The sequence below is a fragment of the Cloacibacillus evryensis DSM 19522 genome (assembly GCF_000585335.1).
GTDB classification, from domain to species: domain Bacteria; phylum Synergistota; class Synergistia; order Synergistales; family Synergistaceae; genus Cloacibacillus; species Cloacibacillus evryensis.
Genome location: NZ_KK073872.1, coordinates 3,279,844 through 3,296,196, shown reverse-complemented (window position 1 = coordinate 3,296,196; position 16,353 = coordinate 3,279,844). Strand labels below are relative to the sequence as shown.

Annotated in this window: 11 protein-coding genes; 6 read left to right on the top strand and 5 right to left on the bottom strand. The window is 60.9% G+C overall.

Translation table 11 applies throughout. The features are described 5' to 3' along the window. The first annotated feature begins 223 nt into the window (after window positions 1-223). From CLOEV_RS14695 to CLOEV_RS14680, 6 genes are all read left to right on the top strand, one after another. A complete protein-coding gene (locus CLOEV_RS14695) occupies window positions 224-1,600 on the top strand; it encodes a helix-turn-helix domain-containing protein (RefSeq protein ID WP_034444697.1) in 1,377 nt (458 codons plus the stop codon). Between the two features lie 91 nt (window positions 1,601-1,691). Then, a complete protein-coding gene (locus tag CLOEV_RS14690; protein WP_156938445.1) occupies window positions 1,692-3,104 on the top strand; it encodes a helix-turn-helix domain-containing protein in 1,413 nt (470 codons plus the stop codon). A gap of 89 nt (window positions 3,105-3,193) precedes the next feature. Next, window positions 3,194-3,469 (top strand): hypothetical protein, encoded by a 276-nt coding sequence (locus CLOEV_RS17080; protein WP_169732234.1) that lies wholly within the window; start codon window positions 3,194-3,196, stop codon window positions 3,467-3,469. Then, window positions 3,369-4,577 carry a Synerg-CTERM sorting domain-containing protein gene (locus tag CLOEV_RS14685; protein ID WP_084482477.1) on the top strand — a complete coding sequence of 403 codons (1,209 nt, stop codon included), beginning with the start codon at window positions 3,369-3,371 and terminating at the stop codon, window positions 4,575-4,577. Before CLOEV_RS17080 ends, CLOEV_RS14685 begins: the two co-directional genes overlap by 101 nt. 106 nt (window positions 4,578-4,683) lie before the next feature. Further along, window positions 4,684-4,845 carry a hypothetical protein gene (locus CLOEV_RS16965; RefSeq protein WP_156938444.1) on the top strand — a complete coding sequence of 54 codons (162 nt, stop codon included), beginning with the start codon at window positions 4,684-4,686 and terminating at the stop codon, window positions 4,843-4,845. A 28-nt stretch (window positions 4,846-4,873) separates the two neighbouring features. Next, window positions 4,874-6,994: a Synerg-CTERM sorting domain-containing protein gene (locus CLOEV_RS14680; RefSeq protein ID WP_156938443.1), complete on the top strand. Its 2,121-nt coding sequence runs from the start codon at window positions 4,874-4,876 to the stop codon at window positions 6,992-6,994. Between the two features lie 234 nt (window positions 6,995-7,228). On the opposite strand, the gene CLOEV_RS14675 is transcribed toward CLOEV_RS14680, so the two are convergent. The 5 genes from CLOEV_RS14675 to CLOEV_RS14655 form a co-directional block, all read right to left on the bottom strand. After that, a complete protein-coding gene (locus CLOEV_RS14675) occupies window positions 7,229-7,558 on the bottom strand; it encodes a type II toxin-antitoxin system RelE/ParE family toxin (RefSeq protein WP_034444686.1) in 330 nt (109 codons plus the stop codon). Next, window positions 7,551-7,829, bottom strand: a complete 279-nt coding sequence (locus tag CLOEV_RS14670; protein WP_008708795.1) for a type II toxin-antitoxin system Phd/YefM family antitoxin — start codon at window positions 7,827-7,829, stop codon at window positions 7,551-7,553. Before CLOEV_RS14670 ends, CLOEV_RS14675 begins: the two co-directional genes overlap by 8 nt. A 154-nt stretch (window positions 7,830-7,983) precedes the next feature. Continuing rightward, window positions 7,984-8,430, bottom strand: coding sequence for a CGGC domain-containing protein (locus CLOEV_RS14665; protein ID WP_034444685.1), 447 nt, complete (start codon window positions 8,428-8,430; stop codon window positions 7,984-7,986). Between the two features lie 64 nt (window positions 8,431-8,494). Then, window positions 8,495-10,807: a penicillin-binding protein 1C gene (gene pbpC, locus CLOEV_RS14660; RefSeq protein WP_051485141.1), complete on the bottom strand. Its 2,313-nt coding sequence runs from the start codon at window positions 10,805-10,807 to the stop codon at window positions 8,495-8,497. Then, window positions 10,794-16,151, bottom strand: coding sequence for an Ig-like domain-containing alpha-2-macroglobulin family protein (locus CLOEV_RS14655; RefSeq protein ID WP_169732233.1), 5,358 nt, complete (start codon window positions 16,149-16,151; stop codon window positions 10,794-10,796). Before CLOEV_RS14655 ends, pbpC begins: the two co-directional genes overlap by 14 nt. Window positions 16,152-16,353: the final 202 nt, after the last annotated feature.

Here is a 16,353-nt window from a genome sequence, read left to right as displayed (position 1 = left end):
CTACCCTCCACACCAAGCTATTCTACATATTTTTTTGAAATTGTCAAACGTATGGTACGCAGCGAAAGTTATAAATTACAAATAAGTAACGCTCCCGTTAATTTACGTTTACGGGAAGTTCCGCCGCCGGCGGTAAAATCTGTCCGGAAAATAATTTTATTTGACAAATGACTCTCACGTAATACAATTTTTACAGATGCGGTAAAGGGGAGGGAATACGGGCATGACGGCATATCGCTGGATCAGGGACAACGCCGAACCACTGCGCAGCGCCGCCTTCCTCTCGCTGCATCTGCTGCCCTTTTTCCTCTCCGCCTTTGCCGTGATAGAGACGACCGGCTCCTTTTTCGGCGAAAGCCTCGTCAACCCGGCCTACGCCCTGCTGATGCTCGGTACCGCCTGCGGATACCTTGGATTTACGCTCGCGCTGCGGCGGGGGATCGAGCAAAGAAAGGTGATCCTTTCGTCGATAGCCGTTTTCATCCTCTCCACGGCGGCGATCTTTTTTGTCAAAAACTTTTGGCTCCACATGCTCGTGGTCTTTATCTATACCTCTTCGCTGGGCGTCACCGGCGCGGCCGCGCACTGGAGTTTTGCCATGCTCTCCCGCGGGCTTCGTTGGTCGGGCCGCGCTCTCGGCGAGGCTTACGCAGCGGCGCTGGTCGTCGAATACGCGATACAGCACTATGCCGGAGGCAGCCAGCCGGCGGCACAGTGCGCGGCGATAGCCGTCTCGCTGCTGCTCGCCGTGTTGATAGAGCCTCCGCGAAACTGGCGAAGCGGCGCGGCGGAGACCATTTCGTCCGGATTGCCGGGCGGCCCCGGGAAACGCAGATACATTCTGCTCATAGCCATCGTCGTTGTGATGTCGATAACCGTAGGCATGTGCGACGGCGTTATAACCGGCCTTTACGCGAAAAACCAGCTTGACGTCACGGCATACCCGCGTCTCCTGTACGTGCTCGGCATCCTTGCCGCCGGCTGCCTCGCCGACCTGCGGGGCCGGGCGTTCCTGACGCCCGCCACCCTCTCTCTGCTCACCCTTCTGGTGGCGGCGACCCTCTTTCTGCGCAGCCCCGAATACTACGCCGCGAGCCTCTCGGCCTACTACCTCTACTGCGGCTTCTACATTATCTATATAACGCTCATATTTACGGACATCGCGCCGTCCACCGCGAACCCGCCGCTCTGGGCCGGCATGGGCCGCTGCGCGCGCTCCTTCGCCGTCGCCCCTGCGATCGTCTCGGGAGCCTTTGCCTTTGACGGCTGGGGCAGCACCGCCTTCGAGGCGGTGATCCTCGCGCTCTTCGCCCTCTCCGTCCCGCTGATGCTGCTGCGTGAGAAAGCCGCCGCCGGCGCGCGCGTGACAGTATCCTCCGCGGAGTATGGGTTCACGGAGCGCGAAGCCGTTATCTTCAGAAAGATGGCGGATCCCACTGAAAACGTGAGAAACATCGCCGCCTCGCTCGGGGTCTCCGAACGGACCTGCCGGCGCGACATCGCCTCCATATACGAAAAAACCGGCGTGAAAAGCCGCGCCGGATTCCTCGCCGCTTTCGGCGCCCCGCCTGACGGCGGCATTGACACTTTGGATGGGTGATTTTATCACTACATTCACGTTTGCCGTTAATAGTATAATCGACCTGTAGATCCATGCAGCGCGCAGCGCCGCGAAAGGAGGGGAACGACCGGTGTCAGGCATAATGAGAGCGACCGCCGTCTTTACGGTGTATACGGTAATATACCTTCTCACCGAATTCGCCCTCTACGGACGCTTTTCGGAAATATTCGGCAGCGGCTCCGTTCCCGCCCTCTACGCGACCCTGATGTTCCTCAATGGGTGCGGCTACCTCCTCTTTCCCTGCGTCTCGCGCTTTTTCGCGGAAGAGCGGAAAAAGCGATGGTTCCTCGCGGCCGCGGCGGCGGTTTTGGCGGCCTCCGCCATCCTTACCGACGTCAGTTCGCAGCATGCCGTCGTCATCCTCGGCGCCTTTGCCTCCATGATCGCCGGCGGCTACCTCGGCGGCGCGGCGCTCTACGCGGGGGCCGTGAGGCTTCGCGGCAGCGGCGTCGAGGGGCGCGCCTTCTCAGCCGCCATCGCCCTCTCCGTGCTGATTCAATTTCCCATCCAGAACTACGGCGGCGGACCTTACATAAGATTGGCCGCCATTGCCGCCGGCTCGCTGATATTCCTGAAGATGATCCTGCCTCTGCCGGAGGCGAGATCGTTTCCCGCAGAGGCGGCGGAAAATACAAAACGCAAATACACCGGAGAGCTGGTCGCCGCCGCCGTCATCGTGCTGCTCCTGAGCCACTTCTACGGCATCGGCGACGGTTTTCTCATGAAGCTCAACGCCGAAGGCAAAGTCTCCGTCGTTACCTGGCCGCGCCTCCTCTATGTGCCCGGCCTGCTCATCGCCGGTTTTCTAGCCGACCGGAAAAATGGCCGCTATCTGACCGCGGTAACTCTCGCCGTGGCCTCGGTGCTTTCCGTTTATCCGCTCTTTCTTGAAAAGGGGCTCTCGTATGAAATATTCCACGTTACCTTCTGGCTCTTCAACGGTTTCTACGTGGTCTACCTCAGCGTGCCCTTCCTCAAACTCTCCGTAAACAGCGGTTTCCCCGAACTATGGGCGGGCATGGGGCGCTCCGTCAAGCAGTTCGTCAACTGTATCTCCGTCATTCCCACCGCCATCCTTCTCGACTCCTCCGGCCCTCGCTGGGCGCTATACTGCAACGCCGCCGTCGTCGTCGCCATGACGGCCTTCTCATGCCTCACCCTCCTGCGCAAAAATGCGGCGAGTGATGCCGGCGCGCCCGAAACCACGGGCCCCGGCGTCGTGGAAGAGCATCTTGGCTCCTTCGCGGAAAGATACAGCCTGACCAAGCGTGAAACCATGGTCCTTGAAAAAATGATCGTTGAAGACGAAACGGCGAAAGAGATCGGCCGTTCCCTATATATCTCCGAACGGTCCTGCCAGCGTCACATCACCGCCATCTACGAAAAAGCCGGAGTGAAAAACCGCGCCGCGCTTTTGATGATCTTCTTTAAAGACAACAATGAGACAACTAAAGATATCCAGAAATTAACCATTCAGAAATAGTAAACCTGATATATTCTTGCATAACAAGATACATACTGAATCTATATAAATGGCGGTCGACCGCCACTTAAAATGCGCGAAAAACTCAAATGGCAGAGTACCGCCACTTAAAAAAGCATCATAGCCATGGCAAAAATGCAAAATGGCAGTCGACTGCCATCAAGTTGGCGGAATCCCGACGTACCCAAAACAGCAGCGCCATGATAAAAAAGAACCGGCAACTTTCATCACACATCCCAAATATCTCAAAAGGAGCGTGCAATAATGAAGAAGTTATTGGTTTTGATGTTGGCGGCGGTATTGTTGGCGGTAATGGCGGCGGGGGCGATGGCGGCGGTGATCGTCAGCCCGAATTATGTTTATGACGCCAGTTTCGATCTGAAACTAACGCAGGATGGTGTCAGTGATATTGAATGCGATACATACCAGTATTCAAAGGAGGATATAAATGACGAAGGCGATAAGTTCTATGCCGGCCTTCCTAATCCCGGTTCATATTCCGGCGGTGAGATATTGTCGGTTTTTACAGTCTATGGCGTAATTAGCCCTGATTTGGTGGACGCGGTTTACTATTCTAACGTTCCCGCCGCGATAGGCGACGCCGCGGGGTCGCTCTATCTCTATTTTGTGAATGAAGATTTTACATCGTCCGACCTTACGACGAAAGCGGTGATGTCAGTCAGCGCCAAATATGACGCAGATAAAAAGATGCTGGCAGTCAAGCCTCTTCCGTCCGAAATTGGAAAATCATTCTGGCAGCCAGATGGAATGGGAACACGGCTAATCCTCGTCAAAGGCACCGGCGATACCCCAACTCCCACTCCAGACCCGACCGGCCCCGTAGTTACAAGCGCCGATTTTAAAGCGCAGAGCGCCGTCTCAAGCGACGTCAAGTTCGGCTATGAGGGAGCGTCCTTCGACGTTATCCCCGGCCCCGATGGTTATGGAACAGAAGAAGAGGTCACGGCGAGCAATATCACGACAGGTTTGCCGGACAACACGAAGGCGATCTCGCTCCTGACCTCGTTCTCGATGGCGCTTTATGATGAAGAGAACGACGAGTATCTCGACGGGAAAGTCAGCGGAGACGTCGCCCTGAAGTTCCAGCTCGACCCCGGCGTGACCGTACCCGAGGGGGCCAGCCTCTACGCGTTGATACCGGTCTACGAGAGCGTATTCAGGTCCAGCCCCCTGAAAAGCGCGCAGAAGAGCTCCGCGCTGGCCGCGGGCGACGGCGTAAAGTTCAGCGCCTTCCCCGCGGAGTATGACAAGGATACAAAAACGGTGACCTTCACGGCAAACGGCATCTACGACGAAGCCGCGGTCGTACTCGCGGCGGTGACGGCGGAAGAGACCCCGACACCAGATCCAGAGCCGACGCCCTCCGGGAGCTCGTCAAGCGGATGCAGCGCCGGCTTCGGCGCGCTCGCGCTTCTGGCCCTCGCGCCCCTCATGATCCGCAGGAAAAAGTAACGAAACAGACGCCGCCGCGCCGCAACAGCGCGGCGGCGATATCAAAAGCGGCCGTTATTTTACCGGAGGCAACAGCAGCGGAGCCAATGAAGAGGGAGGGCATGATGTGAGAAGAAGAAACCTCCTGCTGGTCATCATAGGCGCGGCGCTTTACATTACGGCCTTCGCTTATTCGCTCTACTATTACAAAAACGTGTATCTGCCGAAGGCATACCCGCATGGAATGCCGGCGACGGAGATAAAAAGGCCGTTCTTTTTGAATCTCTGAGAAAAGGTGCAAAGAAAGGGGTTTTACTGTGAAAAACGGTGTCAGATGGAACGTAGATTTATCGTTTGTCAAAACTGTAGTATCTTACGAGGGGGGGCGGTTCAGTAGAGTTCAAATAATCCTGCTGATTCTGGCCATGTCGCTCTTCACGCTCGCACCGCGCGCGGCGTTCGCGGCGTGGGACGGCACGGTTGATACCGGCTGGTATAACAAGTCCGGTACGGTTTTCAGCATTTCAAATGAGAAACAGCTCGCGGGCCTCGCGCAGCTCGTCAACGCCGGCAGCGACGATTTCAAAGGCAAAACGGTCAGTCTCACTGCAGACCTGGACCTCGGCGGCTGTTATTGGACGCCGATAGGCAACTATAACGTAGGCGCGCCAAGCATTTCGTTTGACGGGACATTCGACGGCGGCGGCTATAAAATTGTCGGGCTTGCGGTCGACAGCAGGGAAACTTCGCTGAAATCGTCGGGCGGCCTCTTCGCCTATATCGGAGCCTCCGGCAGTGTGAAGGAGCTGTGGCTCTCCGCTGATATTTATATCGACCTTCCGCAGGCCGGAGACGGTTCGTCACATACCTGCGCGGGGGCGCTGACGGCCTATAACGGCGGCACAATCACGGGCTGCTCCGTCTCCGGCACGGTGGAGACGGCGAGGTTCGACGTCGGGGCGATCGCCGGATGGAATGACGGCCTCGTAGAAGGCTGCTCATCCGACGCGAAGATCCGGGCGGCCGGCGCGTGGGGTGCGCAGGCCGGCGTCGGGGGGATCGTGGGCAGCAATGTCCGCAAGGCCCTGTTTGATTACGAGAACCTTCCCGACGCGCGGATTGTCGGATGCAGCTTCAGCGGCAGCGTGGAGAGCGTCAGCGGCCCATCTGATCCCGCATACCAATCATATGCCGGCGGTATCGCCGGGACTAACGACGGGGCGATAAGCGGGTGCGTCAATCGCGGAACGATCACCGGCGAGGGCGGTTACGATATCGGCGGCATCGCCGGCAGGAACGGCGCCGATAACAATTTTAAGGCCTCCATAAGGTCATGCACCGCCATCGGCGCGCTACATGCCTCCGGCGGAATGGGAAAGAGCGGCATCGCCGGGGAAAACCACGCCCCCGCAGAGGATATCTCCGTGATTAGGGATTGCATGTGGCTTACAAGCAGCGCCGAAAAGATGATCGGAGATTATTCCTCGCCAGCGGATTACGTGGGAGATAATAACGTCGGGGTCGACACCTGGCCCGAGAGCCTGTCTCTGGACAGAGAAGCGGTGAGCGGCGACGTCTCCGAAGGAGAAACCTTTACGGTGACGCTGAACGCCATGGTCATGCCGGAGGATACTTCACCATCTCTGCGCGGCGTGAGTTGGAGCGAATTTCCCTCTTCCGGTACGGTGGCCTCCGTCGCTCTCACGGCGTCGGGAGATTACGGCGAGAGCTGCGCGGTGCTCATAGCGGGCTATGGCGAGGTTCGCGTAAGGGCGGTTGCCTCCGCCGATAAGAGCGTTTATAAGGAATGTGTGATACGCGTAAACCGCAAGGATGCTCCGCCCGTCCCGCCAACACCGGACGCCGGTCCCGTGACAAGCGCTGACTACGCGCCGCAAGCCGTCGTTCCTCTTCTCTCTGCCGATCTGCCGGAGGGCGTAACGACCGTAGCCGCCTCGCTTGACGAAGAAAGATGTCTCGCCGCTGTCAAGGCGCTCGTCGCGGGTGGCTTCGAGGGCATAACAGATGGGCTTGGCGCGGACCCAGTGAGCGCCGACACGCTGACCTCCTTCATCCTGGAGGCGACACACGGCGACGAGACATCAGGGGATCTGTCTGTCACCATAACGCTTGAAACCGGCGTGAAGCTCCCCGCTGGTTACAACAAGCTCTACGTGATGATCCCATACAAAACTGGCGGCGGCTTCGCGGCCTTTCCAACAGCATACGAAGCGGGAACAGGCGGCGTGATCACGGAGCTCTCTTTCACTATCAAGGGCTATGAAAATTTCTTCACCTCCGCGCCGGTGATAATCACGGCGGTGAACGAAGCCGGGACGCCGAAGCCCGGCGGCTCGTCGGGCGGATGCAGCGCCGGATTCGGCGCGCCGGCGCTGCTGACGCTCTGCCCGCTCCTTCTTCGCAAAAGGCGGAGCTAAAGCATAAGGGAGGCGCAAAGAAATGAGCCGGAGTGCAAAAATCCTGATCGCGCGCCGCGCGGTCCTCTATCTCATTTTCTTTGCCGCCTCCGCCGTCACGCACCCTTGATATCCCACTCGGCGGTGGGCGCGGAGGCTAACCTTTGATCTGACGGCCGCCAGATACTATCCAGGCCGGAGATTCACACCCTAGAGATTGGTATATTTAATCTTCACGGCGATTGATACGCTTGACTAGTTATCGCGTGAAAACGACTCCAATAACCGGTTATAATCCCTTTTCGCATAGAGCACGCGGGCGACTGTGATCAGCTTCTTTTCTTCATCTGCCCAGTAAAAGATCAGATAATTTTGTGCCGACAGCTTCCGATATTCATGCGCGAGCGGTCGCAGCGGGATATAGTGGGGATTGGCATACGGGAACGTCCGTATGCCGTCCGCCGCCGAGATCAGCTCCTCTGCCAACCGCTCCGCAGCAGTCGGGTCACTGAGTTCCCTGCTTATATATTGCACAATTTCGACCATGTCACGCTGTGCAACAGGCAAAAACTCCAGTTTATACAACCTGTTCTCCTCCGATGGCCTCTTTCATTGCTTTCAGTACCTCCTTGGAGGAAAAACGCTTATTGGTGATTTCCGCTTCCCGTTCCGCTTCCTGCAGCTTAAAATAGACTTCGCTTTCAAACTGTAAGCGCTCAAACGCCTCCATGCTTAGGACTACCATATCGCCATAGCCATTTTTCGTCAGAAATACCGGTTGAGCCGTTTCATGCACTGTTTTAGAAATATCGGCAAAACAATTTCGTAAATCCGAGACCGGTCTGATCATATTCATGTAATCGCCCCCTTGCATCGAATATTAGCATAATTATGCTAAATATCAATATGTATTCATAACTGCAAATAAAAAACGACGTCTGTTTCCGGCACAGTGACCGACAAAGATGGCCGCCCCGGGGGTAAAAGGGGCGGCCGCTTTATTTTGTCTTTTAGTCCTCCGCGCCGCAGAATGTTTCCAGCTCGTGGTTTTTGTATATTCCCGCTTCGCGTTTTTTTGTCGCGTTTGTGCTTTGGAAGGTGCCGTCGGCGATGTTTTTGTAGCCTTTTTTACGGATTATCCCCTTGATGTATTCGAGGTTCGGACAGCGGTCGTGGTGGTAGTTGTCGGTGACCATGCAGGAGGAGAGGTGCACTGCGACCTCGTCTTTTTTTATGTCAGTCTGTTTGAGCAGTTTGTTTGAAAAGTGTTCGAGCTTTGAGGCGATGCTACCGCCGCAGCAGCCGCCGCAGGTGAGCGCGAGGTAGCGCGTGCCGTGTGGGTAGCCGAGGTCTTTGAAGAAGCCCTCGCGGTCGTAGAAGCTCTTCGTGCAGGCGAAGCCGCTGCACCTGAGTTTTGCGATGTCGCACTGGATGATGACGACGAATTTGATGCTCATAATGGGTCCCTCCGTTATAAAATTTATAATTTTACCGTCCCTACGCCTGTGATTATACTCTCCGTCAGCGGTTTTCTTCAAGCAGCGGCAAGTCCTCCGCCTCTCCGGCGGCCGCTCTTTTCACGGTTATCTCTATTTCGTCCGCCGCGCCGTATTCGTCGGCGGCGGCTATTTTGTGGCTCCCCGCCGCCATCGTCCACGCGAGAGGAGCGCCGGCGCCGCTGTCTCCTATCAGTTCGCCGTCGGCGAACCAGTAGATCACGCCCCTGCCGCCCTCCGAGGAGAGGGCGATCTTTTCCGTTATCGCGCCCTTTGTGTAGATCGCGCCGTTTTTCGGCGAGGTGATGACGAGGCGTTTTTCCGCCCCGGCTCCGCCGCGTCCGGCGAAGAAGGTCTCGAGCTCCGCGGGCCATTTTATCGCGATCTTCCCGCCCGCCGCCGTATGGAGGAGGCAGGGTTCGCCGTCGGAGACTCCCTCGATGAAGAGGTCGCGGCGCGCCTGGGGGCACCACTGGTTTCTCGGCGCGCCGGAGAGCGCGCAGAGCTCTTTTTTGACGACCGCCGGCGGCAGCGTGAACCAGGGGGCGCCTTTGCGGGTGAGTTTGAGCATGATCCTTACGGCGGAGGGAGCGGCCGCCCTGAGCCCGACGAGGCCGCGGTGCGGCCTGCCGCTTGGGTCGCCAAACCAGACGATGAGGGTCCATTTTTTTGTGACGGCGGCGGTCCAGGCGTCGCGCAGGCCGTATGAGGTGCCGGTCTTGAAGGCGACGATCTTGCCGTCCGCGTCGGCCTCTCCGTAGAGGGGCAGGTTGCGGCGCGTATCTTTGAGGATGTCGAGGACGAGCGCCGCTCCCTCCGCGGAGATGACCTTGGTCCCGGCGGCGGGGCGGGCTTTTTCGCTCCATACGAGCGGCCGGTCGACGCCGCCGTCCGCGAGCGTATGGTAGGCGCGCGCCAGCTCGAGCGGCGAGACTTCGCAGCCGCCGAGCGCGAGGCTGTCTCCGTACCATTCCGCCTCCCGCGTCAGGTGTGAGAAGCCGAGGCGGCGGAAGAGGCCGAGGGCGTTCGCCGTCCCGACCGTCCGAAGGATGCGCACGGCGGGGACGTTGAGGGAGTCTGCGAGCGCCGCCCGCGCCGATACTGGGCCGCGGAAGAGGCGGTCGAAGTTGCGCGCGCCGCCGCCCGCCGGCTGCTGCGGCGTGTCGGCGAGCATCGTCGCCGGCGTCGCTTTGCCCGATTCGAAGGCGAGCGCGTAGATGAAGGGTTTCAGCACGGAGCCGGGGGAACGCGGCGAAAGGGCGCAGTCCACCCAGGAAGAGGCGCCGCCGCTTCCTTCGCGCGCGTTGCCGACGTAGCCGCGCACTTTGCCGCTTTCGTTTTCTACAAGGACGGCCGCCGCGGTGATTCCCGGCTCCATGCCGCCGAGCGCCGCCGTCAGCTCCGCGGCGAGCAGCCGCTGGAGGGAGCTGTCGAGCGTGGAGCGGAAGCGCCCGTAGCTGTCGCGCCCCTCCCGCGCGCCGCCGTAACGCGCGGCGGCCTCCGCCGCCTGTATGCGGAGGGATGAGACCGCGCGGCGCGCCGTGGGCAGGGGTTCGGCTTTTGCGCGGCGGGCCTCCTGCGCGGAGGCGGCGCCGCGGCGTTCCAGCGTGTCTATCAGCCGGTCGCGCAGCTCCCGCGCCCGTTCGGGATGGCGGTCGGGACGGTAGTAGGCGGGCCCTCTCAAAAGACCCGCGAGCAGCGCCGCTTCGGCGAGCGACAGCTCTTTCGCCGGTTTCCCGAACCAGGAGCGCGCGGCGGCTTCCACGCCGCGCGTGTTGCCGCCGAAGGGCACGCTGTTCAGGTATGTCTCGAGGATTTTATCTTTGTCCATGAAGAATTCCAGCGCCGCCCCTTGGGCGAATTCTACGGCTTTGCCCGCCGGCGTGCGCGGGCGGTCGACGGCGAGGCGCACGACCTGGCTGGTTATCGTCGAGGCGCCGGAGACTATGCGGCCGCCGGCGATATTCTGCCACGCGGCGCGCGCGATCGCTATCGTGTCGATGCCGCCGTGGAGATAGAAGCGTTGGTCTTCGAGGGCTACGACTGCCGCCGGCATCCAGCGCCCCATCTCCGGGAGGGGGAGGGGCAGCCGCCATTCTCCGGCGGTGGAGAGCGAGCCGCGCAGCGGGACGCCGTTTTTATCGGTGACGACGAGCGAGGCGGGGCGGTCAAGGACGGCGTCTATGGGAAAGGTGACGACGAGCGCCGCCTTGGCGGCGAGCAGGACCAAAAGGATGACGAGGGCCGCCCTTTGAGGCAGCCCCTTTTCTTTGAAACGTTTCCATGCCGCCGCCGGCAGAGCGCCGGCGGCGGCTGTGATCTTTTTATTTGGGGGCATTTACCGTGATCGTTCCGCCGCCGCTGACGCTCGATATGCCGGGGTCGTACATGCATTCGGCGTATACCTGCGGCGAGGCGAAGGTCCCTTCGGTCACCGCGCGCAGCGAGTAGTGCCATTTGAGCGGCTTGCGCAGCTCTTCGATGAAGAGGATGAGGCGGTCGTCGCGTATTTCGGAGCGCACGCCGCTCACGTTTTCTTCTCCGGCCCCCGTAAGGCGCGGGTTTTCGATCTCGAATCCGGCTGGCAGCGGCATGACGGCGACGACGCCGCGCAGGCTGCCGGCTTTGGGCGTGATCGTGACGGCGGCGGTCAGCGCCTCCCCGCGCGTGACCTCTTTGGAGACGACCTTTCCCTTTCTGTCGGCGATACGCTGGCGTATCTCAATGCCGTCGTTCCTTGCCGCTATCGCGCCCGCCGGGATATAGGAGAGGCTCCAGGCCGAATAGAGGCGCGCTTTGCCGTCGTTCTCCGCGATGTAACTGCCGAGGCCCTCGGCGGCGACGCTCCTCTCCTTTTCGCCGACCGTTCCGATCGTCTTCGCGCCGGGTTCCCTGACGAGCCTGCCGGATATCGTTCCGCCGCGCGGCTGGGCCGAGAACCAGCGTCCGAGCGCGATCATCGAGAAGCCGCCCTCCTGCGTGCTGTATCGGCCCCTCTCTTTGAGCTCCTTCAGCAGAGCGGCGGCGGAGGCGGCGGCCTCCGCGCCAGTCGGGTCGATATATGTCCTCGCCAGCAGCGAAAGCGCGCTGTTGCGGAGGTTTGAGTCGTAGTTTATGTTTTTGCCCGGCGTCTCTTTCAGCGCCGCGCTCTTCTGCCCGACTATCTTTTGCGCCTCTTTTTTATCTCCCGCCGCGGCGTAGGCGCAGGCGAGCAGCAGCCGCCCCGAGGGTTCCATCTCCCCTATCTTGTCGCGCAGGCTCTCCATCCAGCCGAGGGGCGGCTCGCCGGCGAGGGTGAGGACGAAGGAGGCATAGGCCCTGCGGGTCAGCGTTTCACGCCAGGCCGCGTCTCCGTCTCCGTCGGGCATTACGGGCAGCAGCGCCCGCGCGTAGTCGGCGGCGGCTTTGAGGGCGTCTGGCGATACCTTGCTGCCCATACGCTTCGCCTCAAGCAGGAAGTGGGCTCCGTAAAGGCTCTCCCACGGCTGCGACCACGACTCGCCGCTCCAGCGCGGGAAGCCGCCGTCGTAATTCTGTATGCTTTCTATCTTGTCGATACGGCGTGTCAGCGCCCCCTTGTCCGCAAGGGCCGGGTCCGTGTATTTGACGAGCTCCGGCTGTACGAGCAGCGGCCAGGCGGCGGATACGGTCTGTTCAAAACAGCCGTAGGGATAGGTGACGAGGAAGTCCGCGAGGGCCGAGAGCGATATCTGCGGCATCGCCGAGAGCATCACGAAGCCCCGCGCGAATCCCGCCTTTTGGGAGCTTCCCGGCAGGCTGAAGGATTCTCTCTTTCCCGGCTCGATCACTGAAGCATGGTTCTCCGTGACACGCGGTGCGGCGGGGCGGATGGGGAGCTCTATGGTATTTTCGATCGCGCCCTTTTTGCCGCCCGACCATTCGGTACGGTAGGTTATCTCCGCCGTGCCCACGCCCTTGGCTTCAAAGGCGAAGGGCAGCGTCGCGGAGCCGCCTCCCTTTATCGTCACCGTGCGGCTTTCTTTGCCGCCTCCCGATATCGCCAGCTCGGCGGGGGCCTTTTTGCTCTTCGCCGACAGCTTTACGGTGAGCTCGCGATCCGTCATGTTGAAGAGCTGCACGTTCGCCGTGAATTTATCGCCGGGAGCGGCGAAGCGCGGCATCGCGATCTCCGCCGTCACGTCGCGCCCTATCTGCGTCGCGGTCTCCGCGCCCCCCTCCGCCTGCGCGGTGGCGGCCACGGCCATGATGCGGGCCTTGCCCGAGAATTCGGGGATGTCGAACTCAACTTCGCATTTGCCGCCGGAATCCGAACGGGCCCTCTTTACCAGCGAAAGCATCTTGAAACGGCGCGCCTGCACCGGGCTGAGGCTGGACTTCATCATCATGTTTTCCGCCATGCCGCCTCCGCCGGCCGTCAGGAGCGGGGTGGAAGATTTCTCCGGCGTGATGAGCGCCCCGTAGATATCGTAGGTATCCATCCCGAGCATCCGGCGGGCGGTGAAGAAATCCCAGGGATCTGGCGTCTTATACCCGGTGAGGCCGAGGACTGTCTCGTCGACGAGCATCACCGTGACGTCCGAGGCCGTCCCTTTGCCGGCGCTGTCTTTTACCGTAAGAACTATTTTGTTTTTGCCGGGCTCCAGCTTAGGAGCTTTTGCTATCTCCACGCTGAGGCGGCTGCCGCTGTTGTCGGTCATCAGCGGGGCGAGGCCGAAGGCGCGCGCGGGCGCTCCGTCCTTTTGCGCCGGGCGCACTATCTGCGCCGTGATCCAGGCGTTTGGCCGCATTTCCTTGGTCACCTTGAGCGATAGCTCCGCTTCGGCGCCGCGCATCTCGCGCGTCTCGTTCCAGACGGCCTCCGTCGTCTCCGCGTCTATCAGCAGCGAACCGGCGAAGGGCGATTTTACCCTTATCTTCGCCGTCTCTCCGGCTTTGTATATCCTCTTATCGGTCGTTATCTCCGCCATATCGGGAAGGGATGTATCCCCGCCGCCCGACGTTCCGTAGGCGTAGATCACCGCCGAGGCGCGCGACTTTCCGTCCGCCGTCTCGACGCGGAGAAGGTACTCGCCGGCCTCTTTGATCTCCGCGCGCGCGGAGCCGGCGCCGCCTGACAGCGGCATCCTCCCCTCGCCGCGCGGTATCAGCTGTTCCCGCATCTCCTTCGTCATGCGCCCGTCGCTCTCAAATACCACGGCCTGCCGCACGCGGCGGAAGAGGGAATATTTCATCTCTTTGACGGCGGCGGCTTTGCCGCCTATGGTGACGGCGGCGGCGCGGAAGGAGAAGCTTTTTCCGGGTACAGCCTCGCGCGGCGCTTCGATCCCGGCCATCACCTCCGCCGGGTACCACGGGATGGTGACCGTCTTATATGTCCAGCGCCCGCCGTCGTCCATGACGCCCGCGCGCACCGAGAGGTCCAGCATCGAGGGCGCGTTCCAGCCGGTGCCCTTCACGGAAGCCGTTGCCCGCCCCTCCGCGTCGAGCGCGCCGGAGGCGATGAAGTCCGATTCGGAGGTGAATTTTTTGTCAGCCTCTCTGAACGAGAAGGATTTCCAGTCCTTATGCGTGAATGTGCGGTCTACGGTGTGGAACTCAGCCTCCCACTGCAGGCCCGCGCCTGGGTTGCCGAAGGTGTAGCGGCCCGCTATCGACAGCTCGCTCGCGCCCTCTCCCGTGATCGCCGCCGGCTTTGCCGCCGCCTCCACGAAGAGCCGGGGCGCGGCGAACTCCTCTATGTATATCTCTTTATTGCCGATCTGATCGCTTCCGCCGGGGGTGGTCAGGGAGATGTTCCACGGCCCCGTCGGCGCGTCGGCCGGAATGTCGAGCCGCGCGGAGAATACGCCCTCTTCCGTGAGCTTCGCGCTCACAGTCTTCCAGAGTTTGCCGTTGGGCGCGAAGACCTCCATCGCCAGAGGGAATGGCTTGGGGGCCCTGCCGTCGGCCCCGCGCACTATCGCCTGTACCGGCAGAGTCTCGCCGGGGCGGAAGATGTCCCGCGGCGTGTAGCAGAAGGCCGAATAACCGCGGTCCAGCCAGGGGCTGCCGGCGGTGTCAAAATCGTCGTTGCCGTTGTAGAGCCCCTGTTCAAAGCGGATATAGGAGGTGTCCCCGTCCTTCTCGGCAAGCGCGATGATTGGCGCGCCCTTTTCGTCGGCGTTCTTGAGCGATATTTTCGCGACGCCGCTCCTGTCCGTCTTTCCCTCGCCGACGAGCTGGTTCGCGTGCGACCAGAGTGTCACGCGCACGCCGGACAGCGGCTTGGCCTCCGAGACGGAGAGCACGCGCGCGAGCGCCGAAGCGCCGCCGAGTTTCACGGTGAGGCCGAGGTCCGTCACGTTTATCGTCTGGCGGCTTTCGCTCCATACCCGGCCGCCGCGCCCCTGCGCCACGACGAGGAAGACGCCCTTGCGCCCCTCGAGCAGAGGCTTGAGGTCCAGCGCGCGGCGCGCCGTTTCATTCGGTTTCGCCTTTACCAGATATTCCTTCTCCGCGATGAGGCGCGAGAGCTCCGTCGGGTAGCCCTCCCACTCATTGCGCATCGCGATGGGGATGTTGTTGTCGTAAAGCTGCCAGAGGAGGATGTTTACCTTGTCGAAGTTGACGCTCTCCAGCGGTATCCTTAGAGAATCGGCCGGCGAAAGCACCCGCCCCGGGCTGGCGAAACGCACCTGTGCCTCGATATCGGGGAAGATGAAGGCGCGGCTCCAGTCCGCCGCGAGCGTCCGCCCGGCGGCCCCCTTGCCTCCCGCGGAGGGCAGTCCCTTCCTGACGGTGACCTTTATCCTCTCCTGCGGTTTGAAATCGCCCGCGATCGCGAAGCCTCCGTCCTTCGGTTCCACCGTGAACTTCACGGCGGGCGAGAGCTCGATGAAAGCCGCGGCCTTCGCGAGATCGACGGGAGATGTGGTGTCGATCCAGATGCGGCTGCCGCCCATCTCGGAGGCCGCGCCTGAATCGCGCAGCTCCATGATCATCGTGCGCTTCAGCTTGGCGGCGACCGCCTTCTCAAGGCCGAGCGGCCCGGCCTCCGAGGGAAGCCCGGCGGCAAGATGGAGCACCGCCTCCCTTTCGGAGAGCCCCTCCGTCGTAAGCCTGATCCTTTTTGAGGCCGGCCCCTGCGCTACGGAGAAATTCAGCGGCCGTTTCGCCGCGTCCCGCACCTCCGCGTAGCCGCGCAGGCGGGCGGGCGACACCGGCAGGGAAAATTCAAGCTCAAAGGAGGCGCTGCCGCTCTCGGGGTCGAAGTCGGTCTGTTTGACGCCCTTGAAGGCCAGCGCCGGCGTATTGAACGAAAAAGCCTGTGTTCCTGACAGCGGCCGCCCCTCGCGGTCGCGCAGTCCGGAGCGCGCAGTCGCCGTGTACCTTGTCGCGGCCGACAGCCTGCCTCCGTTGGGAATGAAGACGAAGGTCGAAGCGTCGCTCCACTTGCCGGAGCCGGCCAGCGGCGGCGAGAAGTCAAGCGGATATTCGGCCGGTTTGAGCGTCCGCCCGACGGCGTCGTCCGAGACGGCCTCGTGGCTGAAGACCGCTTTCACCTCCGCGCCGCCCGTGACGGTCCCCTGCGGCGAAAACGAGCGGATGAGAAAATCCCTCTCCCCCACGCCGAGGACAGGCGCGACAACAAAAAACAACGCCGCCGCCGCGAGTGCAAGCGCCGCCAATAAAGTTCCTGAACGATATCTTCTATCCTCCATAACGAGACCTCCGTGCATGGATAATTTTTCTAATATAGTCAGCGACCATATTCTAAAGCATACACTTAAACTGCAAGTATGATAAGGGAAAAATAGGGGTTTTTACGGAGCGTCGGCACGAAACGGTTATAAAAATAAGAATCGACGGTTAAGGCCGCCTTTCATACGAAAAAGGCGGCCCGCCCGTCCGCGTTTGTGTGTA